At 74.3% G+C, this 22,829-nt stretch carries 15 protein-coding genes and 2 pseudogenes; 7 read left to right on the top strand and 10 right to left on the bottom strand.

The annotated features are described in order from the left end of the window. Positions 1-73 precede the first annotated feature (73 nt). The 4 genes from ABGA99_RS33835 to ABGA99_RS33820 all read right to left on the bottom strand — a co-directional run bounded on the left by ABGA99_RS33835 (position 74) and on the right by ABGA99_RS33820 (position 9,470). Positions 74-1,324, bottom strand: coding sequence for an APC family permease (locus ABGA99_RS33835; protein WP_347581058.1), 1,251 nt, complete (start codon positions 1,322-1,324; stop codon positions 74-76). Between the two features lie 110 nt (positions 1,325-1,434). Next, entirely contained in the window at positions 1,435-5,214 is a 3,780-nt protein-coding gene (locus ABGA99_RS33830) for a protein kinase (protein ID WP_347584129.1), read from the bottom strand. 137 nt (positions 5,215-5,351) lie between these two features. Further along, the gene (locus tag ABGA99_RS33825) at positions 5,352-7,514 is read right to left on the bottom strand and encodes a protein kinase (RefSeq protein ID WP_347584128.1); all 2,163 of its coding nucleotides are present in this window, start codon (positions 7,512-7,514) and stop codon (positions 5,352-5,354) included. 249 nt (positions 7,515-7,763) lie between these two features. Beyond that, positions 7,764-9,470 (bottom strand): glycerol-3-phosphate dehydrogenase/oxidase, encoded by a 1,707-nt coding sequence (locus tag ABGA99_RS33820; RefSeq protein ID WP_347584127.1) that lies wholly within the window; start codon positions 9,468-9,470, stop codon positions 7,764-7,766. A 273-nt stretch (positions 9,471-9,743) separates the two neighbouring features. On the opposite strand from ABGA99_RS33820, the pseudogene ABGA99_RS33815 reads away from it, so the two are divergent. From ABGA99_RS33815 to ABGA99_RS33805, 3 genes and pseudogenes are all read left to right on the top strand, one after another. Continuing rightward, positions 9,744-11,022, top strand: a pseudogene (locus ABGA99_RS33815) (nucleotide sugar dehydrogenase). Between the two features lie 113 nt (positions 11,023-11,135). Then, complete coding sequence (locus ABGA99_RS33810) at positions 11,136-11,588, top strand: hypothetical protein (RefSeq protein ID WP_347581053.1); 453 nt, start codon at positions 11,136-11,138, stop codon at positions 11,586-11,588. 118 nt (positions 11,589-11,706) lie between these two features. Next, entirely contained in the window at positions 11,707-12,237 is a 531-nt protein-coding gene (locus tag ABGA99_RS33805; protein WP_347581052.1) for a hypothetical protein, read from the top strand. 116 nt (positions 12,238-12,353) lie between these two features. Here the strand turns inward: ABGA99_RS33805 and ABGA99_RS33800 are convergent, their stop codons facing one another. The 5 genes and pseudogenes from ABGA99_RS33800 to ABGA99_RS33780 all read right to left on the bottom strand — a co-directional run bounded on the left by ABGA99_RS33800 (position 12,354) and on the right by ABGA99_RS33780 (position 17,663). Continuing rightward, positions 12,354-12,764, bottom strand: coding sequence for a hypothetical protein (locus ABGA99_RS33800; protein WP_347581051.1), 411 nt, complete (start codon positions 12,762-12,764; stop codon positions 12,354-12,356). A 482-nt stretch (positions 12,765-13,246) separates the two neighbouring features. Further along, positions 13,247-14,362, bottom strand: a complete 1,116-nt coding sequence (locus ABGA99_RS33795) for a GuaB3 family IMP dehydrogenase-related protein (RefSeq protein WP_347581050.1) — start codon at positions 14,360-14,362, stop codon at positions 13,247-13,249. A 53-nt stretch (positions 14,363-14,415) separates the two neighbouring features. Then, the gene (guaB, locus tag ABGA99_RS33790) at positions 14,416-15,921 is read right to left on the bottom strand and encodes an IMP dehydrogenase (protein WP_347584126.1); all 1,506 of its coding nucleotides are present in this window, start codon (positions 15,919-15,921) and stop codon (positions 14,416-14,418) included. Positions 15,922-16,168: 247 nt separating this feature from the next. After that, positions 16,169-16,750, bottom strand: a pseudogene (locus ABGA99_RS33785) (sigma-70 family RNA polymerase sigma factor); the annotation flags it as partial. Positions 16,751-17,051: 301 nt separating this feature from the next. Next, positions 17,052-17,663 carry a response regulator transcription factor gene (locus ABGA99_RS33780; RefSeq protein WP_026276081.1) on the bottom strand — a complete coding sequence of 204 codons (612 nt, stop codon included), beginning with the start codon at positions 17,661-17,663 and terminating at the stop codon, positions 17,052-17,054. A 413-nt stretch (positions 17,664-18,076) separates the two neighbouring features. On the opposite strand from ABGA99_RS33780, the gene ABGA99_RS33775 reads away from it, so the two are divergent. Beyond that, positions 18,077-18,451, top strand: a complete 375-nt coding sequence (locus ABGA99_RS33775) for a WhiB family transcriptional regulator (RefSeq protein WP_347581048.1) — start codon at positions 18,077-18,079, stop codon at positions 18,449-18,451. A 120-nt stretch (positions 18,452-18,571) separates the two neighbouring features. Here ABGA99_RS33775 and ABGA99_RS33770 read toward each other — a convergent pair whose 3' ends face one another. Further along, complete coding sequence (locus ABGA99_RS33770) at positions 18,572-19,546, bottom strand: LysR family transcriptional regulator (RefSeq protein ID WP_347584125.1); 975 nt, start codon at positions 19,544-19,546, stop codon at positions 18,572-18,574. Positions 19,547-19,634: 88 nt separating this feature from the next. Here ABGA99_RS33770 and ABGA99_RS33765 point away from each other — a divergent pair, with 88 nt between their 5' ends. The 3 genes from ABGA99_RS33765 (at position 19,635) to ABGA99_RS33755 (ending at position 22,778) form a co-directional block, all read left to right on the top strand. Then, positions 19,635-20,303, top strand: coding sequence for an MOSC domain-containing protein (locus tag ABGA99_RS33765; RefSeq protein WP_347584124.1), 669 nt, complete (start codon positions 19,635-19,637; stop codon positions 20,301-20,303). A gap of 110 nt (positions 20,304-20,413) precedes the next feature. Beyond that, positions 20,414-21,982: a multicopper oxidase domain-containing protein gene (locus tag ABGA99_RS33760; protein ID WP_347584123.1), complete on the top strand. Its 1,569-nt coding sequence runs from the start codon at positions 20,414-20,416 to the stop codon at positions 21,980-21,982. Between the two features lie 22 nt (positions 21,983-22,004). Then, positions 22,005-22,778 (top strand): SDR family NAD(P)-dependent oxidoreductase, encoded by a 774-nt coding sequence (locus ABGA99_RS33755; RefSeq protein WP_347581044.1) that lies wholly within the window; start codon positions 22,005-22,007, stop codon positions 22,776-22,778. Positions 22,779-22,829: the final 51 nt, after the last annotated feature.

Raw genomic sequence — 22,829 nt, 5'->3', positions numbered from 1 at the left:
TCAGCGGCGTCCGCACCCGCGCCGCCACGCCCCCGGGCCCCCGGTCCGCCGCAGGTCACCGCTCCGCCTTCCGTCACCGGTCCGTCCACACCCCCCGTACCGCATAGGCCACCGCGCCCGCCGCCAGCACCGCCGCGCCGGCCGCGACGGACACCGGCGGCAGCGAGAACGCCAGCACCACGCACCCCGCAAGGCCCACCGCCGGCACCACGCGCGGAGGTCGGCCCTCCTCCCGGCCGAGCGTCCACGCCGAGGCGTTGGCGACGGCGTAGTACACCAGCACCCCGAACGACGAGAACCCGATCGCCCCGCGCACGTCCACTGTCGCAGCCACCACTGACACCACCGCGCCGACCGCCAGCTCCGCCCGGTGCGGCACCCGGAACCGCTCGTGCACCGCCGCGAGCCCGTGCGGCAGGTGGCGGTCCCTGGCCATGGCCAGCGTCGTACGGGAGATCCCGAGGATCAGTGCCAGCAGCGCCCCCAGCGCCGCCACCGCCGCCCCGACCCGCACCACCGGCTCCAGCCACTCCGCACCCGCCGCCGACACCGCGTCCGACAGCGGCGCCGTCGCGTGCGCCAGCCCGCCGGGGCCGAGGACGGCGAGGACGGCCACCGACACCGCCGCGTACACGACGAGCGTGATGCCCAGCGCCACGGGCACCGCGCGCGGGATCGTGCGCTCCGGGTCGCGGACCTCCTCGCCGAGCGTCGCGATGCGCGCGTACCCGGCGAACGCGAAGAACAGCAGACCCGCCGCCTCCAGGACCCCCCACACCGAGGCATCGCCACCCGGCCGCAGCCGGTCCGCCTCGGCGGCGCCGCCGGTCAGTGCCGCCACGACGACGGCGGCCAGCACCGCGAGCACGGCGGCGACGATCACCCGGGTGAGGAGCGCGGACTTCTGCACCCCGCGGTAGTTGACGGCCGTCAGCGCCACCACGGCGGCCACCGCGACGACGTGCTTCTGCTCCGGCCAGGCGTACGCGCCGACCGTCAGCGCCATCGCCGCGCAGGACGCCGTCTTGCCGACGACGAACGCCCACCCGGCGAGGTAGCCCCAGAACGGGCCGAGGCGTTCGCGGCCGTAGACGTAGGTGCCGCCGGAGGCCGGGTAGCGGGCGGCGAGCCGGGCCGAGGAGGTGGCGTTGCAGTACGCGACGACGGCGGCGGCGCCGAGCCCGATGAGCAGACCGGAGCCGGCGGCGCGGGCGGCGGGCGCGAGGGCGGCGAAGATCCCGGCGCCGAGCATGGCGCCGAGGCCGACGAGCACGGCGTCGCCGACGCCGAGCCGGCGGGCGAGAGGGGTGGCCTGGTCGGACATGGGCGGGAGGGTAGCGGAGAAAGGTGACGGGGAGGGGCGCACGGGTCACGACCGGGGGCGTGGCACGTACGGGACGGAGGGGACCGGCTGCTACGGCACCCGCCGCACCCTCACCCCGTCGGCCGGTAGCTCTCCGCCGCGATCCGGTGGAACCGCTCCACCTCGTCGTTCTCGCCGTCCGGTCCGATCAGCAGCACCACGTGGTAGCTGTCGTCCCAGATCATCGCCAGGTTACGCGCGTGCACCTGCCGCCCGTTGCCGTCCGTCCAGTCGAACTCGCCCTCCGCCATCACCCGCTGCCCGACCTCGATCCGCCGCAGCCCGTCGGCCTGCGCCCAGGCCGAGTCGCGGTACTCGTCCAGCTCCGGCTCGCTCTGCTGCTGGTAGGCCATCGGGTCGCTGCCGAACTCGCCGACGCCGTCGCGGCCGGGGACGACGACGAGTTCGTAGTCCCCGCCGACGTAGCTGATCCGACCGTCGCTCCCGGCGCTGCGCTGCCAGTCGTCGCGGACGGCGACCTCGAAGCCCGCGGGGTCCTCGCGGAGCACGAAGCCGTCGGGCAGTTCGGAACCCGCGCCGCTGCCCTGCCCGCCGTCCTCCGTCTTGTCGGGGGCGTCCCCGGACTCCTTCGGCCGGCTGCGCTCCCCGGCCTCGTTCGGCTCGCCGGGGTCCGCGGACGGTGCCCCCGACTCCCCCGGCTCGTCGCCGCGGCCGGCGCCGACGACACTGCGCTGGTCGCGGTTGCCGGCCTCGTCGGCCTCGGGCATGAACATCGCCGCGTACGCGATGGCGCCGGCCATGGCGACGAAGATCAGCGCGATGAGCGTACGGCCCAGGCTGCGGGGCCCGCGCGGGCCGCGGCGCGCCCGGCGTTTGTGCCGCGCGTGCACCGGCACCGGCGACTTGTTGGCGCGCCGCCGGCGCATCAGCTCGCCGCGCCTGCGCAGTATCGGCAGCCGCCGCGGATCGCCGCCGCGGCCGGTGCCGTGCTGCGGCACGGTGACCGTACGGCTGCCGATGCCGGGCTCGGGCGCGGTCCGGATCAGAGACCGCAGCCAGCCGCGCAGTTCCTCGAAGTCCGGCCGCTCCGTGGGGTCCTGACGCAGCAGCGACTCCACGACGGGGCGCAGGGCCCCGCACTCCTCGGCGTGCGCCGGGGGCTCCGAGCAGACGAGCTGCACCAGCTCGCCGACGTCCTCCTCGGGGTACGCGGAGTGCCCCTGGACGGCGCGGAAGAGCAGCGCGCCGAGCGCCCACAGGTCGGCGGCGGGGCCGACGGGGGGCGCGAGCTGCCAGTGCTCGTGGATGGGCCCGGCCTGCTCGGGCGCCCAGCGCTCGGTGACCGCGCCGACGACCTGCATCCGGGTCTGCCGCGCGCGCTCGGCGGCGAGCCGGGTGCTGGGCCCGGGGTAGCGGGTGGCCCCGCCGGCCTCGGGTCCCGGCAGCTCGTCGTGCGGCGCGGGCACGGCCTGCGCGCCGACGGGCACGGCGATGGACGCCCCGGGCCGCACCCCGGGCAGGCTGCCGCCGTAGGAGGCACCGCCGGGGAGGGGGTCGGGGAGGGACGGCCGGTCGGGCTCGGCGAACTCGGGAGGCCGGGAGCCGGGGTTGCCGTAGGCACCGGGGCCGCGGCCGCCGGTCTGCCCGGCGCCGGGGTACGCCCCGGGGCCGCCGGGCGGGCGCGAGCGGTCGGGGGCGTGGTAGCCGCCATGGCCGGAGCCGGCGCCGCCGGGCGCGGAGGCCGGGCCGGGTCCGCGGGACGCACCGGGACCGCCGTGGGCGGCGCCGGAGTGGTCGGAGGAACCGGCCCCGCCCGCGCCCCCGGACGCACCGCCGATGCCACCGCGGCCCCCGGGCGCACCCGCACCGTGATACGGGCCGGGCCCACCGCCCGCGGGCGCACCAGGGGGTGCCCCGGAGCCACCGCGCGGCGCCGCGCCTCCGGGCGGGCCCGCGCCGTACGGGCCGGGCGCACCGGGCCCACCCTGCGCACCACCGGAGCCGGGAGCGCCAGGTGCGACCGGGCCGCCCACGTGGGGCGTCGGGCCGCCGGGGGGCGCGCCCGCGCCCCGGTAGGAGCCGGGCGGGGGCGTGGCGCCGTAGGGGTCCGCGGTGCCGTACTCGTCGTAGCCGTCCTCGCCCGCGTCGTGCGGCAGGTCGTCCCAGGGGGCGCCGGCATCGGGTGAACCGGGCGCCTGCGCAACCGGGTTGGCGGCGGCGCCCTGCGCGGGCTGGTTGCCGCCGATGTCGATGCGGTCGCTGTACGCCGGACCGGCACCCGCACCCGGAGGCCGGCCGGCCTCGGGCGTACGCGCCGCCTGCCCCGGCACCGCCGGACGTCTCGCCCCCGGCGCCCCGGCACCACCGGCAAGCCGCGCCTCGGCGGCCCGCGTACCGGCCTGGTACGCGGCCATCACGCCGGCCCGCGCCGCGGGCACCTCGTCCCCGCGGCCGGCGGGGGCGGAGCCACCGCGCATCTGCCCGTCGGGCCGGGCCGGACCGGCACCGCGGGGCCCCTGGCCCCCGGCCGCCCGTCCGGCCTCCGGCATCGCCGGATTGCGATGTCCCGAGCCCCCGGGCGCGGCACCACCGGGCTGCCCGCCGGGATGACCGCCCTGCGGCCCGTTCCCGTACGGCTGTTGAGCCGGCCCCCCGGGCCCGGCGGCACCGCCGCCGGCCTGGCCGCCCGGACGGCCGCCGGGATGACCACCCTGCGTCGCACCGCCCTGCGGGCCGCCCGCGTACGGCCGTTGAGCCGGACCACCGCCCGGCACCCCGGGCCCCTGTCCGTGGCCGCCGCGCTCGCCACCGGCCGCTCCGGAAGCCGCACCGCTCTGCTGCCACGCCCCGAACGGCCAGCCGTCCGAGGCCGTCTCTCCGGGTCTCGCTCCGGCGTCCGAGCCGCCCTGCGCGCCCCATCCCGGTTCGCGCCCCTGCGACTCACCGCCCCGCGGCTCAGCCTCCGTCGCCTCCGGCCCGCCGCCCGCCCCGTACGGAGCCGAGCGCCACACCTCGTCGTCCTCGTCGTACGGCGGCGTGCCGTACGGGCCCGCACCGCCGCGCGCCTCCGCGCCGTCGCCGTACGGTCCACGGCGGTCGTCCCACCCCGGCGGTAAGACACCGCCCTCCGGCCGGCCGACCTCGCGTGGGGAGCCCTGCGCCGGCAGGAACCCCGTTGCCGGGTCGGGGAGTTGCGGCAGGCCCGGCGCGTCGTCCGGCCCCGGCCCCATGCCCGGGTCCGCCGCGCTCACGCCGGGGCGGGGACCGGGGCTGCCCGAGGGGCGCGGGGGTTCGCCGCGGCCCGGCGGCGGGGGCAGCGGGTCGTAGCCGCACAGCGCCTCTTCCGCCGCGCCGGACGCCAGGCCCGTCAGGACCACCCGGCCGTCGTCGCAGACGAGCACCGTGCGCGTCGTGATGTTGCGGTGCGTCCAGCCGTGCGCGTGCAGCGCACGCAGCGCCGTGAGGATGTCCGCCGCGACCTCCGCCCCGCGGTACGGGCTCAACGGCCGCTCCTCCAGCAGCCCTTCGAGCGTCCGCGCGGGCACCAGCTCGCTGACGATCCAGAGGCTGCCGCCCTCCTCGAAGACGTCGAAGACCTGCGCCAGCCGGGGGTGGTCCGGTATGGCCGCCGCCGCGCGGGCCGCGTCCATCGCGCGCTGCACCACCACGCTCGCCGCGCTCCGGCCCGCCCCGCCGCCGTACCCGGAGGGATCCTCGCCGCCGCCGTCCTCTATCAGCTCGGCCTCGACGACCTCCGGCAGCGGCACCTGTCCGATGAGGACGTCCTGCCCGCTGTACGTGTCGAAGGCGCGCGTGTGGATGGGTTCGGCGTCGACGGCAGCCGGTAGCCGGTAACGGTCGGCGAGCACTCGGCCCGCGTAGTCGTCCACGAACGCCTCCCCACAACCGCGCAATGAACCTGAGACCGGGCCAAATGCGGTCGGTATTCAGCCTGGTCCGGATGCGTACGGTCCGCGAGACATCACGATACGTGCTCGACGGGTGGTCTGTGCCCCGCTCGCGCGGGTTAGTCGACCGGCTTGAAGGATTCGAACGCCGTGTCGCGCAGCTCGCGGCACTCCGCGCCGTCCCACTCGTTCTCCGGGCAACTGATCATTATCGCGTAGCCATGGGTGTCGTCCACGGCGAATCCGCGGTCCAGGACCCTTATCCGCCGGCCGTCCTGTACGCGGCTGAACTGCCAGTCCGCGACCGTGGGATACCCGCGCCACTTGATCTCCTTCATCGAGATCTTGCGGTAGCCGGAGCTGGACGAACTCACGGCGCCCTCTATCTCCTGCCAGTTCGACAGCGCGCCGCCCGGGGTGTTGTTCGGCCCGGAGGTGAAGTCGATCTGCACGCGCGGGAAAGAGGACGATCCGCTGAAGATCGCGCCGCCGCCGCCCGGCGAGGTGGAGGTGCGCTGCCAGCCGTCAGGGAGGGCCACGGAGAACTTGAACTCCGGCTCGCTGAGCGTCGCGTAGCCGTCGGGTACGCCCGAGGAGTCCTTCCCGGGACCGGAGCCGTCGTCGCCCTCGTCCTCGTTCTTCCCGGATCCCGGGCCCGGGGAGTCGTCGTCCTCGTCACCGGCGGCGCCGTCGTCGTCCTGCCGCCCCTTGTCCTCCTGGGCGTCGTTCTTGCCGGAGCCGGCCTGGTCCTTGTCGTTCCGCCCTTCCTTGCCGTCCTGCGTGCCCGCGCCCGCGCTCTGCCCGCCGTCCTTGCCGGACGTACCCGAGTCGGAGTCGTCGCCGCCCAGCGCCACGGCGAGCACCGTGCCGAGGACCGCAAGCGCCACCACGGCGGCGATGACCGCCAGCGTGCGCCGGGGAAGCGCCGCCACCCGCGCCGCGAGCGCGCCGGCGCCCGCCCGCGCCCGGGCCGCCGGCGGTGCGGTGCCCGTGACCGTCGTACGGGCGGCAGGGCCCTCGGCGCCGTACGCAGGACCCTCGGCCCCGACGGACCCCGAACCGGCGGCACCCGTGCCCGAAGTCCCGGCGGAGGCCGCCCCGGACCGCGGCGGTGCCGCCGGCCGGTCGGGCGTACGGGGCTGCGCCCCGGGACGCGGCGGCGTCCCGGGCGGCGATGACCGCAGGGCCGGCGCGTCGGCCGGAGCCGCCGCCTCCGTGGAACCCGCACCGGCAGCCGCGGCACCGGCGCCCAACGCGCCCGCGGCCGTCCCGGCCCGTCCCGCCGTACGACGATTCGCCTGCGCCTGCGACGTCTCCTTGCGCGCGGCCTTCTTCCGCGCCGTCTTCCGCCGCGCCGGCGCCTCCGCGGGCCCCGCGTCCGGCACCACCGGCAGCGGCACCATCGTCGTGGGCGCCGTCGCCGCCGAGGGCTCGCCCGGCACGTCCTCCGGCGCGTCGACGACAGCACGCAGCAGCGCCCGCGCGCCCGCGTCGTCGAGCCGCTCGTCGGGGTCCTTGCGCAGCAGCCCGTAGATGGCGTCTTCCAGCGGACCGGCGTTCTTGGGCGGGTCGATGGGCTTGGTCATCACCGCGGTCAGCGTGGCGATGGCCGACCCCAGGTCGTACGGAGGATGCCCCTCCACCGCCGCGTACAGCAGCCCGCCGAGCGACCACAGGTCGGCCGGGGGGCCCGGCTTCTGGCCGCGGGCGCGCTCGGGCGAGATGTACGACGGGGCGCCGACGAGCATGCCCGTCGTCGTGATGGACGGGTCGCCCTCGACCTGCGCGATACCGAAGTCGGAGAGCACGACGCGGCCGTCGTCGGCGATGAGCACGTTCGACGGCTTCACGTCGCGGTGCAGGATGCCCTCGCGGTGGGCGGCGCGCAGCACGTCGAGCACGGCGAGGCCGACCTCGGCGGCGCGCCGGGGGGTCAGCGGGCCGTCGTCGCGGGTGAGGTCGGAGAGCGAGCGCCCCTCGATGAGCTCCATGACGATCCACGGGCGGTCGTCCTCGTCCACGACGTCGTAGACCGTGACCGCGCCGGTGTTCCTGATCCGGGCGATCGCCTTGGCCTCGCGGAGCGTTCGCGTGACGAGGCGGCGCTTCTCGTCCTCGTCCACACTGGTGGGCAGCCTCAGCTCCTTGACCGCCACCGCGCGGCCCAGCACTTCGTCCGTGGCACGCCAGACGGTGCCCATGCCGCCGCGGCCGAGCACCTCCCCGAGCCGATAGCGGCCGGCCAGCAGCCGACCCGTCGCGCCGTCCCCTTCGCGCCCCATCGATCCCCTCAGCGATTCACCCCGGCAGGACCTCCATTGTGTCTTATCGCACGGACAGCCCTGAGCGCCGGGCGAGGTTTGCCGTGATCGATCTTTCCCAGTCCGCGGCCCGATCTGCGGCGTTGACGTCGCCCAAGTCCCGCGCCGCGTTTGCTTACATGCACCTACAACCGACATGCCGTCACCGCGGCGCCGGCCCCCGCCGGACCCGCGGGAGCGCCGACGCCGGCACCTCCCGCAGGTCCACGGTCACAAGCCCACGATCTCCGGCGCCCCCAGCCGCGCCGCGTCCGCCGTCTGGTCGTCCGGCTGCCGCTGCGACTCGCGCTCCGCCTCGACCCGCTTCTCGTAGTGCGCCACCTCGCGCTCGATCTGGTCGCGGTCCCAGCCCAGCACCGGCGCCATCAACTCGGCGGCCTCGGCGGCACACCGCGTACCGCGGTCGAAGGTCTCGATGGAGATCCGGGTACGCCGCGTCATCACGTCGTCGAGGTGGCGCGCGCCCTCGTGGGAGGCCGCGTAGACGACCTCGGCGCGCAGATAGTCGTCCGCGCCCGTGAGCGGCTGGCCCAGCGCCGGGTCCTCCTCGATCAGCTCCAGCACCTCCTCCGACAGCGACCCGTAGCGGTTCAGCAGGTGCTCCACCCGCGCCACGTGCACCCCGGTACGCGCCGCCGTCCGCGCCCGCGCGTTCCACAGCGCCTGGTACCCCTCCGCGCCCAGCAGCCGCACGTCCTCCGTGACGCACGGCCCGACGCGCTGGTCGAGCCCGTGCACGGCCTCGTCGACGGCGTCCTCGGCCATCACGCGGTACGTCGTGTACTTGCCGCCCGCGACGACGACGAGCCCGGGGACCGGGTGCGCCACGGTGTGCTCGCGCGACAGCTTGCTGGTCGCGTCCGACTCGCCGGCCAGCAGCGGCCGCAGGCCCGCGTACACGCCTTCGACGTCGTCTCTCGTCAGCGGCACCGCGAGCACGGAGTTGACGTGCTCCAGCAGGTAGTCGATGTCGGCGGAGGAGGCCGCGGGGTGGGCCTTGTCGAGGTCCCAGTCGGTGTCCGTGGTGCCGATGATCCAGTGCCGGCCCCAGGGGATGACGAACAGCACGCTCTTCTCGGTGCGCAGGATGAGGCCGGTGGTGGAGTGGATGCGGTCCTTCGGTACGACGAGGTGGATGCCCTTCGACGCCCGTACGTGGAACTGCCCGCGCTCGCCGACCATCGCCTGCGTCTCGTCCGTCCACACCCCGGTGGCGTTGACGACCTGCCGCGCCCGCACCTCGAACTCCCCGCCCTGCTCCAGGTCGTGCACCCGCGCGCCCACGACGCGCTCGCCCTCGCGCAGGAAGCCCACGACCCGCGCGCGGTTGGCGACGTGCGCCCCGTACTGCGCCGCGGTGCGCACGAGCATGGCGACGTAGCGGGCGTCGTCGACCTGCGCGTCGTAGTACTGCAGCGCGCCCACGAGCGCGTCCTTGCGCAGACACGGCGCGACGCGCAGGGCGTGCGAGCGGGAGAGGTGGCGGTGCGCGGGCATGCCGCGGCCGTGTTCACGGGAGACGGACATGGCGTCGTACAGCAGCACGCCGGAGCCCGCGTACGCCCGCTCCCAGGCGCGGCGCTTGAGGGGGTAGAGGAACGGCACCGGCTTGACCAGGTGCGGCGCCAGCCGCTCGGTGAGCAGCCCGCGCTCCTTCAGCGCCTCACGGACGAGCGCGAAGTCCAGCATCTCCAGATAACGCAGCCCGCCGTGGATGAGCTTGCTCGACCGGCTCGACGTGCCCGACGCCCAGTCCCGCGCCTCGACCAGCCCGGTGGCCAGCCCGCGGGTCGCCGCGTCCAGCGCCGTGCCCGCGCCGACCACGCCGGCGCCGACGACCAGCAGGTCAAGCTCGCGCTCGGCCATCTGTGCAAGGGCCGCGCCGCGCTCGGCCGGCCCCAGTACCGCTGTCTTCACGGATGCCTCCTGTCCTGTCGCCCCGTTGCGGCAGTCCACGTGCCCAGTCCGATTCTGTCGGCCCCCGCGCCGTACAGCCACCGTGCGACGCCCCTGGGGCACACTGCGGGCCGCCGAGCAGCCACCGAGCGGCCGCCGAGCGGCCGCCGCGCCACAGGTGCGGCAAAGCGCCCAATACTGAATAACAGTCATATATGCCCGTAGCCTGACAAGAGCCTCTACCCACCCCGGGTTCGGCGCCCGGGGACCGTCGGGAAGGAACGTCCCCCAGTCATGCCCGCAGACGTCGCCGTCATCGGACTCGGCCACCACGGCCTGCCGCTCGCCCAGGCCGCGGCGGCGGCCGGCTTCTCCGTCGTCGGATACGACCCCGATCCGCGCGCCGTCGACGCCCTCGCCGCCGGCCGCCCGCCGGTCGGCGGCTCATTGACGGCCGCCGCGGTACGCAGGCTCCTGACCACCGGGTTCCGCGCCTCTGCGGACCCCGCCGACCTCGGCGGCGTCCGTACCGCCGTCATCTGCGTGCCCACCCCGCTCGCCGAGGACGGCGCGCTCGACCTCGGCCCGGTCGCCGACGCGGCACGCGAGCTGGCGCGGCACCTCAAGCCGCGCACCACCGTGCTGCTGGAGTCCGCCGCCTACCCCGGGAGCACCGAGGATCTCCTGCGCCCCCTCCTGCAACAGGGCTCCGGACTGCGCGCCGGGCGCGACTTCCATCTCGCGTACTCCCCCGGCCCCCTCGACCCGGCCGACACCGCCCCCGCGCCGAAGGTCGTCGGCGGGCTGACCCCGGCCTGCACCGAGGCGGCGGTGGCGTTCTACGGGCGGTTCGCCGAGCGGGTCGTACGGGCCCGGGGGCCGCGCGAGGCGGAGACGGTGCGGCTGCTGGAGGGCAACGTACGGCACGTGAACTTCGCGCTCGTCAACGAGCTGACCTGGTTCTGCCACGACCGGGGCATCGACCTGTGGGACGTCGTCCGCTGCGCCGAGACCCGGCCGTTCGGCACCGCCCACAGCTTCCGCCCCGGCCCCGGCGTCGGCGGCCACGGGGTGCCCGTCGACCCGGGCCGCGTCCCCGTCCGCGTACCGCATCCGGGCAGCAGGGCCGCGCCCGGCTTTCGACCACCCGCTGCGGATGGTCGACCTCGCCCGCGAGGTCAACGGCCGGATGCCGCGCTACGTCGTCCAGCGCTGCGCCCAGCTCCTCAACGAGCACGGCAAGTCCGCCCGCGGCGCCCGCGTGCTGCTCCTCGGCGTCACCTACGACCCGGACGTCGCGGACCTGGAGCGCACCCCGGCGACCGACGTCGCGGCCAGGCTGACGGAGCTGGGGGCGCGGGTGGACTTCCACGACCCGTACGTCACGGCGTGGCAGGTGCTGGGCCGGCCGGTGCCGCGGGCGGGGGCGCTCTACGACGCGGCGGCGGACGCGGACCTGACGGTGCTGCTGCAACCGCACCGGAAGTACGACCTGCAAGCGCTGGCGGTGAAGGCGCAGCTCCTCCTGGACACCCGGGGGGCGACGCCGCCGGGAGCGGCACACAGGCTGTGAGGGGCGGGCGGCCCGGAGGCGTGCGGCGGGGAACGTAAACACCGCACAGATCACCCACTCCCCCGGGTGCCGGAAACGGAGGTTTCCCGGCGGAACTGCTACCGTTCGGCCGTATGGGTGATGCGGTGATGACGACGGCCGACAGCCGTCCCCGGCTGCTGCAGGCGCTCGCCGTCGGCGCCGCCGCCACCGTGGCGGGAGCGCTGGTCCTGGGCGTGACGCAGGGCCTGGTGGGCGAACGCGGCCTGGAGCTCGGCTACTGGGCGCTGGCCCTCGGCCTCCTCGTCGGGGCCGCCGTGGGCCGCGCGGGCGCACAGGCCCGCGGCTCGGCGCTCCTGGCGATCCCCGTGGCGCTCGTCGGCGTCATCCTCACCCAGCTCGCGGCGACGGCCGTCCACCTCGGCACGGCCGACGTGGGTGCGGCGTACGACTTCTGGCGGGGCGAGGTGCTGGGGAAGAACGACATGACGTTCCTCCTCGTGGCCGCGGCGGAAGCGTTCCTGGTCAGCCAGCGAGTGTCCGAAGTTCGAAACAGCATGTCGCAGTCGCGTCACGACTCCCCTTGAGGGCTTGTTGTCGGGCACCGCTCAACTGCTAGCGTGCCGCGGGTTGTCCCACTGACCGCGCCCACCACACCAACTGTCCCCGGGCACGGCAGACCCATAACTCCGGGGGGAACCACCCATGTCCCAGCCGTACCAGCAGCAACCAGGCCCCGGCGCCCAGGGCGGCCAGCCCTACGGCGCTCCGCCGCCCTACGCGCAGCAGCCGCCGGCCAGCTCCGGCAACCCCGCCCTCGCCATCGGCGTGGCCATCGTCGCCGCGATCGTGGCGACGGCGATCTACGCCTTCATCCTCAAGTCCCTGTTCGACGAGCAGACCGGCGAAGTCACGAAGATCAGCTACGCCTCGCTCCTGGTCGGCGCGCTCATCGGCGCGGCGATCGGCAAGCTCGGCGGCAGGAACATCGGCCTCTGGATCGCCGGGGCCGTCCTCGCCATCATCGCCGTCTTCATGGGCGAGATGTACGGCTACGCCATGATCCTCAGCGAGCTGTCGGACGGCCAGCTCGGTTCCGCGACCGAGATCCTCACCGACCACTTCGGTGACATGTTCAAGGGCTGGCGAGAGGAAATGGGAGCCGTGACCTGGCTCTTCATGGCCCTGGCCCCCGTCGCCGCCTTCGGCACGGCGTCGCGCCTCGGCAAGGACTGACGCGCTCGCAGAGCGACAAGGACCGGGCCCCGCGCTGCACGCGCGGGGCCCGGTCCTTGTCGTCGCCCCACCTCAGCCGTACCGAACGAGGAACCGCATCCCTACGTGCCGACGCCTCACGACCGCCGCGGCGTCAGCCCGCCCAGCCGGCCGTGCAGCAGCAGGTAGAAGACGTACAGCGACTCCCGGCCGCCCTTCCCGCGGTCGTAGCGCCGCAGGGCGCGGCCGAGGGGGTTCCACACCCGTCCGTCCGGCATCCGTACGCCGACGGGCTGCTCGAAGTAGTCGCGCTGGTGGTCGTCGAGGTCCACCCAACTGCCGCCCCCGGCCCGGACCATGACCTCCCCGACGTACGCCCCGACCCCCCGCAGCGCCTCCGCCACCGCCCGTTCGTCGGCCCCGTGCCCCGCCCGGATCCCGGCCACGATCCGATCCGCCACGCGCAGGCTCTCCACGGAGTAGTCCAACGGCAACCGCCGCTGCCCCCGCAACCATGCGGCCACCACCCCCTCCACGTACCGGCTCATCCCAGCCGCTTCGGGTAACACATCGCTCGCACGCCCCACGGGAATCCCCTCCACGCTCGTCGGCTGTGACCTTCACATGAACAGCGCCGGGACCCCGCTTAAACGTCACACCTCCAAGGCGTGACACTTCCCACACGAGGGGTCACCACCCAGGTCTGGACAAATCCCCGACCTGCCAGCTCCGGCAATGAGCAAGGCGGCGGCGAGGAGCGGGACTTGGGGCATTCCGGCGACAGGTCCGACCGGGCATGAAATGTCCGCAGACTTGCGGGCGTTCGGTGAGGGGCGTTAATCAATGCGGACGGCCGGATCGCCCGCGCCGCAGAGGAGTTCGCCGATGTGCTGGAGTCGGGCACGCCCCCGGGCGTACGAGGACCGGAAGGCCGGGGCCGCCCTTGGCGGTTCGTGAGCGCACCCCCCGGCCCCGCGGGACTGCCCTCCCGCCGGGGCCGGGGTGGTGCTCAGCCAGGAGACGTGGGCGGTCAGCGGGAGCGGGCCACCGTCACCTCGACGCGCTGGAACTCCTTCAGCTCCGAGTAGCCCGTCGTCGCCATCGCCCGGCGCAGCGCGCCGAAGAAGTTCATCGATCCGTCCGGCGTGTGCGACGGGCCCAGCAGGACTTCCTCCGTCGTGCCGACCGTGCCCAGGTTCATCACCTTCCCCCGCGGCACGTCCTCGTGGACCGCTTCCATCCCCCAGTGGTGCCCCCGCCCCGGCGCGTCCGTCGCGCGGGCCAGCGGCGAGCCCATCATCACCGCGTCCGCCCCGCACGCCACCGCCTTCGGCAGGTCGCCGGACCAGCCGACGCCGCCGTCCGCGATCACGTGCACGTACCGGCCGCCGGACTCGTCCATGTAGTCCCGGCGCGCCGCGGCGACATCCGCCACCGCCGTCGCCATCGGCACCTGGATGCCCAGCACGTTGCGCGTCGTGTGGGCCGCGCCGCCGCCGAAGCCGACGAGCACGCCGGCCGCGCCCGTACGCATCAGGTGCAGCGCCGCCGTGTACGTCGCGCAGCCGCCGACGATCACCGGCACGTCCAGCTCGTAGATGAACTGCTTGAGGTTCAGCGGCTCCGCCGCCGACGAGACGTGCTCGGCGGAGACCGTCGTGCCGCGGATGACGAAGATGTCCACCCCCGCGTCCACGACCGCCTTGGAGAACTGCGCCGTACGCTGCGGCGACAGCGCCGCCGCCGTGACCACGCCCGACTCGCGGACCTCCGCGAGCCGCCGGCCGATCAGCTCCTCCTTGATCGGCTCGTCGTAGATCTCCTGCATCCGCCGCGTCGCGTCGCCCTCGTCCAGCCCGGCGATCTCGGCGAGCAGCGGCTCCGGGTTCTCGTAACGGGTCCACAGGCCTTCGAGGTTGAGCACCCCGAGGCCGCCGAAGCGCCCGATCCTTATGGCCGCCTCCGGCGAGACGACGGAGTCCATCGGGGCGGCGAGGAAGGGCAGCTCGAAGCGGTAGGCGTCGATCTGCCAGGCGATCGAGACCTCCTTCGGGTCCCGGGTACGCCGGCTCGGCACGATGGCGATGTCGTCGAACGCGTACGCCTTGCGCCCGCGCTTGCCCCGGCCGATCTCGATCTCAGTCACGGATGCTGCCCTTTCCAGACGGTTGCCGCCCCAGTATCCCCCGGTCGGTCCGGTCAGCCCTTGCGGGAGTAGTTCGGGGCCTCGGTCGTCATCTGGATGTCGTGCGGGTGGCTCTCCTTCAGGCCCGCGGAGGTGATGCGGACGAAGCGGCCGCGGTCCTTCATCTCCGGGACGGTGCGCCCGCCGACGTAGAACATCGACTGCTTCAGCCCGCCGATGAGCTGGTGCACGACGGAGGCGAGGGGGCCGCGGTACGGGACCTGGCCCTCGATGCCCTCGGCGATGAGCTGGTCGTCGCTCTTGACCTCTTCCTGGAAGTAGCGGTCCTTGGAGTACGACTTGTTGCCGCCGCGCGACTGCATCGCGCCCAGCGAGCCCATCCCGCGGTACGACTTGAACTGCTTGCCGTTGATGAACAGCAGCTCGCCCGGCGACTCCTCGCAGCCCGCCAGCAGGCTGCCGAGCATCACGGTGTCCGCGCCGGCGACCAGCGCCTTGGCGATGTCACCGCTGTACTGCAGGCCGCCGTCGCCGATGACCGGCACGCCCGCGTCCCGGGCCGCGAGCGCGGCCTCGTAGATCGCGGTGACCTGCGGGACGCCGACGCCGGCGACCACGCGGGTCGTACAGATGGAGCCCGGTCCCACGCCGACCTTGATGCCGTCGACGCCCGCGTCGACGAGCGCCTGGGCGGCGTCGCGGGTGGCGACGTTGCCGGCGACGACGTCGACCGCCGCGTTCGACTTGATCTTCGCGGCCATGTCGGCGACGAGCCGCGAGTGGCCGTGCGCGGTGTCCACGACGATGAAGTCGGCGCCGGCCTCGACCAGCGCCTGCGCCCGCTCGTACGCGTCACCCGCGACGCCGACGGCGGCGCCGACGATCAGCCGGCCCTCCCCGTCCTTGGCGGCGTTCGGGTACTTCTCGGCCTTGACGAAGTCCTTGACCGTGATGAGGCCCTTGAGCACGTCCCGGTCGTCGACCAGCGGCAGCTTCTCGATCTTGTGCCGGCGCAGCAGCTCCATGGCCTCCGCACCGGAGATCCCGACCCGGCCGGTGACCAGGGGCATCGGCGTCATGATCGAACGCACCTCGACGCTGCGGTCGGGCTCGAAGGCCATGTCGCGGTTGGTGACGATGCCGACGAGCTTGCCCTCCCCGTCGGTCACCGGTACGCCGCTGATCCGGAACCGGCCGCAGAGCGCGTCCGCCTCGGCGAGCGTGGCGTCCGGGCGGATGGTGATCGGGTCGGCGACCATGCCGGACTCGGAGCGCTTGACCTGGTCGACCTTCTTGGCCTGGTCCTCGATGGAGAGGTTGCGGTGCAGCACGCCGACGCCGCCCTGGCGGGCCATGGCGATGGCCATGCGGGACTCGGTGACCCGGTCCATGGCGGCGGAGAGGAGCGGAATGTTCACCTTGACGTTCCGCGACACGTGGCTGGCGGTGTCGATCTCGCCCGGGGCCATGTCGGCGGCGCCGGGCAGCAGCAGCACGTCGTCGAAGGTGAGTCCGATGGTGGCGAACTTGTCAGGGACGTCGGCGGCGCGCTCTGTCATGACACCCTTCCGGTGGGTCTTGCCCGATGGGACTGACCATGGTAACGGCGCGCCGGAGAGTCACGTAACGGGGCTGGTGGCCGGTGTACGGAGGTACGAAGTCCGGGGCCGGCAGGACCTTCGGACAGGGTCGCGTACTCACTCTCCGTACGCCGTACACGCCCGTGCCGTACGCCCTGCGATCACGGCCCGTACGCCCCCGCGCCACGGCCCGTGCGGCCCGCCCCTACTGCCGCGCCAGCGCCCGCAGCCTGCTCAGCGCCCGGTGCTGCGCCACCCGCACCGCGCCCGGCGTCATCCCGAGCATCCGGCCCGTCTCCTCCGCGCTGAAACCCGCCGCCACCCGCAGCAGCAGCAGCTCCCGCTGGTTCGCCGGCAGGCTCGCCAGGAGCTGCTTCGCCCACTCCGCGTCGCTGCTGAGCAGCGCCTGCTCCTCGGGACCCAGCGAGTCGTCCGGCCGCTCCGGCATCTCGTCGGACGGCACCGCGGTGGAGCCGGGGCCGCGCATCGCGGCGCGCTGGAGGTCCGCGACCTTGTGCGCGGCGATGGCGAAGACGAACGCCTCGAAGGGGCGGCCGGTGTCGCGGTAACGCGGGAGCGCGCAGAGCACCGCGATGCAGACCTCCTGCGCGAGGTCGTCGACGAAGTGCCGTGCGTCGCCGGGCAACCGGTGCAGCCGCGTGCGAACATAGCGGAGCGCCAAGGGGTGCACGTGGGCCAGCAGGTCGTGCGTCGCTCGCTCGTCCCCCTCGGCCGCGAGCTGCACGAGTCCCCTGATCTCGACGGGCCTTTCGGCCGTCTGGGAAACAGTGGTCTCGTTGCCGCGCATCCGTCCATGGTGCCTCGCCCCCGAACGTTCCGCGGTATCGCGGCCGTCGTTGTAGACCGAAGCGTTATGCGCAACCGCGCGGACGGTCACCACACGCACCCTCCCTTCGCTGCCCCCGTGCGGGATTCGGCTGTGCCCGATGCGCCTCGTTCCGGAGAACCCATGCCTCAAGCATGCGCCTTCGCGCGCGAAACCGGATCGCCCCGTGGCCCGCGGCCCCGTTCCGCGGGCCCGCCGCCGGCTACGGGGCGGGTGTGCCGGCCCGGGGCCCAGGGCCCCGGCGCGGCGGATGCGCAGCAGGTCAGCGTACGAGACCCCAGCGGAAACCGAGCGCCACGGCGTGTGCCCGGTCGGAGGCGCCGAGCTTTTTGAAAAGCCTGCGCGCGTGCGTCTTCACGGTGTCCTCGGAGAGGAACAGCTCGCGGCCGATCTCGGCGTTGGACCGCCCGTGGCTCATGCCTTCGAGCACCTGGATCTCGCGGGCCGTGAGCGTCGGCGCGGCCCCCATCTCGGTGGAGCGCAGCCGCCGCGGCGCGAGCCGCCACGTCGGGTCGGCGAGGGCCTGCGTGACGGTGGCCCGCAGCTCGGCGCGGGAGGCGTCCTTGTGCAGGTAGCCGCGGGCGCCGGCGGCGACGGCGAGGGCCACGCCGTCGAGGTCCTCGGCCACGGTCAGCATGATGATCCGTGCCCCCGGGTCGGCCGAGAGCAGCCGGCGCACGGTCTCGACGCCGCCGAGTCCTGGCATCCGTACATCCATCAGGATCAGGTCCGAACGATCGGCACCCCAGCGGCGCAGTACTTCCTCGCCGTTAGCCGCCGTCGTCACGCGCTCGACGCCGGGCACGGTCGCAACCGCACGGCGCAGCGCCTCTCGGGCGAGTGGGGAGTCGTCGCAAACGAGGACGGAAGTCATGGCCGCCCTCCGGAGCTGATGCGCGTCACCTTGAGCCTCCAGGGCTGGTACGTATCGTCACCTTCGGCGGTCGACCGCGCGTCGGGCGCGCCCGGGACGAACGCGCTCGCAGTCAACCGCTTCCGCACTCTCAACGACGGTCACCCGAAAGAGTTACGGGGGCTCCTGGCACCTGTTGCAACGGCTGTCGCCACGGGGACCGGGGCCACACTTATCGCCACTCTACGTGAGGAAGCGGTCACCGAGAAGCAGTCACCGTGCCGCGCCGCGTCGTGACCCGAATGCACCCATTCGAGCCGTTCTGATCAGCTATTTTCCATTTTCCCTATGAGTACTATTTACATCCGGTAAGCCCGGAGAGGTAGTGTCACGACCGTTAAGGGTCTTCCATGGCGCTCCCAAGGTGATACAAAATGGCTGATTTCTCCCGGCTGCCGGGCCCGAACGCCGATCTGTGGGACTGGCAGCTCATCGCAGCGTGCCGCGGTGTCGACAGCTCGCTGTTCTTTCACCCGGAGGGGGAGCGGGGCGCCGCCCGCAGCGCACGGGAGGCATCCGCCAAAGAGGTGTGCATGCGCTGTCCCGTGCGCGCGGAGTGCGCGGCGCACGCGCTGACGGTTCGTGAGCCGTACGGCGTGTGGGGCGGACTGACGGAGGACGAGCGCGAGGGGTTGCTGGGCCGCGCCCGGCACCGGACGCCGACACCGGGGGCGTCGTCTCCGGGGGCGTCGTCCCCGGCGCCGACGGCGGCACCTGCTCCGGAACCGGCACCGACTCCTCACAACTGAGGCGGGGCGCTTCGGGCTTCGCCGGATCCGGTGGGGGTGCGGAGGTCCGGCGGCTGCGGTGCGCGGAAGAGCCGTGACGGGCAGCCCGCCCGTCCCGTGGTCTTACGTGTCCTGCATGTCCTACGTGTCCTGTGCGTCCTTCGCGGCGGTCGCGAGGCGGTCGAGCATCGCCGCCACCGCCGGCACCCGGGCCAGGTCCGGCAGCGTCAGCGCGACCACCTCCCGCCGCGCCGCCGGCGTCAGCGGCACGGTGACGACCCCCCGCGGCGGCACCGCGCGCACCGCGAGCCCGGGCAGCACCGCGACGCCCAGACCGGCGCGCACGAGGCCCACGACGGCGGGGTAGTCGTCGGTCGCGAAGTCGATACGGGGCGCGAAGCCGGCCCGTTCGCACAGCTCCACCAGGTGCCGGCGGCACCGCGGGCAGCCCGCGATCACGGGCTCCGCGGCCAGCTCCGCCAGCTCCACCCGGCCCGCCGCCGCGGCGGGGTGGCCCTCCGGGACGAGGCACAGCAGCCGGTCGGCGAGCAGCGGCCGCAGGACGAGGCCGTCCCAGCCGTCGACGGGATCGCCGACGGCACCGGCGTCCAAGGCGCCGGAATCGGCATCGGCACCGCGTTCCGTCACGGCTTCGCCTGCCCGCGGATAGTGGAAGGCCAGCGCGATCTCGCACTCCCCCTCCCGCAGCATCTCCACCGAGCGCGGCGGCTCCGCGTCCACCAGAGAGACGCGCGTCCCGGGGTACGCCGCCCGCATCGCCGCCAGCGCGCCCGGCACGATCGTGGAGCTGCCGCTCGGGAACGACACCAGCCGCACCCGCCCCGCCCGCAGCCCCGCGAGGGCCGCGACCTCGTCCTCCGCCGCGGCCAGCCCGGCGAGGATGCCGCCCGCGTGCCGTACGAGCGCCTCGCCCGCCTCCGTCAGCCGCAGCTCGCGCCCGGCGCGGACGAGCAGCGGCGTGGCCGCCGTCTGCTCCAGCGCCTTCATCTGCTGGCTGACGGCGGGCTGGGTCAGGCCGAGTTCGCGGGCGGCGGCCGAGAACGAGCCGGTCGCGGCGACGGCCCGGAGAACGCGCAGGTGGCGGGCGTCGAACATGCCTCCACCCTAGGGGAGTCGCGCGCTCGGCCCGGCAGGATCGGAAAGCTCGTTGAGCGTTGTCGGAGGCGGCGGTTACCGTCGGGGGATGCAGGTGCTCTCCGTGAACCTCGCCCGGCCGCAGACCGCGCCCGGCATCACCGACGCCCCCGGCTTCGTCACCGGCATCGACAAGCGCCCGGCGGACGGCCCGGTGCGCGTCGAGGAGCCGGGCCCCAAGGGCGTCGGCGGCAGCGCGCTCACCGGCGACGTCATCGGGGACCTGCGCCACCACGGGGGCACGTACCAGGCGGTGTACGCGTTCGCGCGCGAAGACCTCGACATCTGGGGTGCGGAGCTGGGCCGCGAGCTGCCGAACGGCGTCTTCGGCGAGAACCTGACCACCTCCGGCCTCGACGTCTGCGGCGCGCGCATCGGCGAGCGCTGGCGGATCGGCCCCGATCTGCTGCTGGAGGTCACCAGCTCGCGCATCCCCTGCCGCACGTTCGCCGGCTGGCTCGGCGAGCAGGGCTGGGTCAAGCGCTTCACCCAGGCGGCCCGGCCGGGCGCGTACCTGCGGGTGATCGAGCCGGGCGAGATCCGGGCCGGGGACGGGATCCGCGTCGCGCACCGCCCGGACCACGAGGTGACGGCCGCCTTCTGGTTCCGCGCGAACACCCTGGAGCGGGAGTTGCTGCCCCGCCTCCTCGCGGCCGCGGACGCGCTGCATCCGGAGTCCCTGGAGAAGGCCCGTAAGGCGGTGGCCCGCGCGTCCTGAGCGGGGAGGTTCTCCGGGCCGACCCGGAGAGCGGGCTCAGGGTCCCCTCCGGGATGTACCCGTGCGATTCCCGATGCCGGCCCGGCCCATGTGTCAGAAAACTCTGACACATGAAAAAGACGAGTGGACCGAGACCGCGGCTCACGCGGGTGCTCCTGGGGCTGACCGCAGTGGCGGCCACGATCGTGACCGTGGCCGTCGGTGCCGGAGCGTGGTTCTACGCCACCGCGGACGTCTCCACCGTCGGCAAGGTCGACTTCGCCAACGAGCTGCGGATACCGCCGCTGGAGGAAGGCGAGGTGGACGCGGACGGCACCCGGGTCTTCCGGCTGGGCATGCGCGCGGGCGAGACGGAGTTCAGGCCCGGCCGGGCCACGCCGACCTGGGGATTCACGAGCCCTGCCACGGCCGCCGACACGCGGTGGCCCGGGACGTACCTCGGGCCGACGCTGCGCGCCGAGCGCGGCGAGAAGGTCCGCGTCGAGGTCGGCAACGGGCTCGACGAGCCGTCCACCGTCCACTGGCACGGCATGCACCTGCCCGCCGCCATGGACGGCGGCCCGCACCAGAGGGTCGCGGCCGGCGGCGAGTGGCGGCCCCACTGGACCGTCGACCAGCCCGCGGCCACCCTCTGGTACCACCCGCACCCGCACGGCCGGACCGAGCGGCACGTCCAGCGCGGGCTCGCCGGGATGTTCCTCGTCGACGACGCGCAGGCGCGCGGGCTCGGGCTCCCCGACGAGTACGGCGTGAACGACGTGCCCGTCGTCGTCCAGGACGTGCGCTTCGACGGCGACCGGTTCGACCACGGCCACCGGATGATGGCGAACACCGGCTTCCTCGGCGACGAGACGATGGTCAACGGCACCCTCGCCCCGTACCAGGAGGTACGCGACGAGGTCGTGCGGCTGCGGCTGCTCAACGCCTCCACCGCGCGCGTCTACGACTTCGGCTTCGCCGACGACCGCGCCTTCGACCTCGTCGGCACCGACGGCGGCCTGCTCGGTGCCCCGTACCGCACCGACCGCGTGCTGCTCTCCCCCGGCGAACGCGCCGAGATCCTGGTACGGGTGCGGCCGGGCGAGCGGACCGTCCTGCGCAGCAGCCCGCCGGGCGGCGGCGACTTCTGGCAGTCCCGCTTCGCCGGCGGCGACGACTCCTTCGACGTACTGGAACTGCGCGCCGCCGACACCCTGCGCCCCGCGCCCGCCGTGCCGGCCCGGTTCGGCGACGTCGAGCTGCCCGACCCGGCCGACGCCTCCCGCGAACGCCACTTCGACCTGCGCACGAGCGGCATCAACGGACAGCCGATGGCGAGGGACCGCATCGACGCCACCGTCGAGCGCGGCGCGACGGAGATCTGGACCGTGCGCAACCGCGACGGCGTCACCCACAACTTCCACGTCCACGACGTGCAGTTCCGCGTGCTGGAGGTGGACGGCGAACCGCCGCCGCCGGAGCTGCGCGGGCGGAAGGACACGGTGTACGTACCGAACGGGCGGGAGGTGAAGCTCGTCCTGCGCTTCGACGGGCCGCCCGACCCGGACGTGCCGTACATGTACCACTGCCATCTGCTGTCGCACGAGGACGGCGGGATGATGGGCCAGTTCGCGGTCGTGAACCCCGGTGAGAAGGCCGGCCGTCCCCCTGGCGGGGGCGACGGACATGCCGGGCACTGATCGCGCCCGCTAGCGTGCGGACATGACGACTGCGCTGATTACGGGATCGACGGCCGGCCTGGGCGCCGCGTTCGCGCGCCGGCTGGCCGCTTCGGGGTACGACCTGGTGCTCGTCGCCAGAACGGCGGAGCGGCTGCACGAACAGGCCGCGGAGCTGCACGAGCGGCACGGCGTGGAGGCGTCGGTGCTGCCCGCGGACCTGGCGACGGAGGAGGGCATCGCGGCGGTGGAGAAGCGCCTCGGCGACGCGGGACAGCCGGTGGACCTGCTGGTCAACAACGCGGGGTTCGGGCTGAAGGGGCGCTTCCTCCAGGTGACGCTCGCCGACGAGCTGACGATGCTGAAGGTGCACTGCGAGGCGGTGCTGCGGCTGACGACGGCCGCGGCGGCGGCGATGCGGGAGCGGTCGCGGGGTGCCGTGGTCAACGTCGCGTCGGTGGCGGCGTTCGTGCCGCGCGGGACGTACGGGGCGAGCAAGTCGTGGGTCGTGCAGTTCACGCAGGGCGTGGCGCGGGACCTGGCGGGCAGCGGGGTGCGGCTGATGGTGCTGTGCCCGGGGTTCGTCCGGACGGAGTTCCACGAGCGGGCGGGGATGGGGACGGACAACATCCCGGGGTGGATGTGGCTGGACGCGGACAGGGTGGTGGCGGAGGGGCTACGGGACTTGGGGCGGGGGCGTACGGTGTCGATCCCGGATCCGCGGTACAAGGCGCTGATGGGGGCGACGAAGCTGGTGCCCCGCGGGCTGCTGGGGCGGGTGTCCACGGGGGCGGGCCGCAAGTACGGCCCGCGGTAGCGAGGTCGGGGGTGTTCCCCGGCCCCGCCCCTTCCCGGAACTCGGGGGCTC

This window comes from Streptomyces sp. B5E4 (assembly GCF_039871555.1).
Taxonomy (GTDB): Bacteria; Actinomycetota; Actinomycetes; order Streptomycetales; family Streptomycetaceae; genus Streptomyces.
Note: the sequence above shows the minus strand (reverse complement) of the source record. Positions and strands in the feature narration are given on the sequence as shown.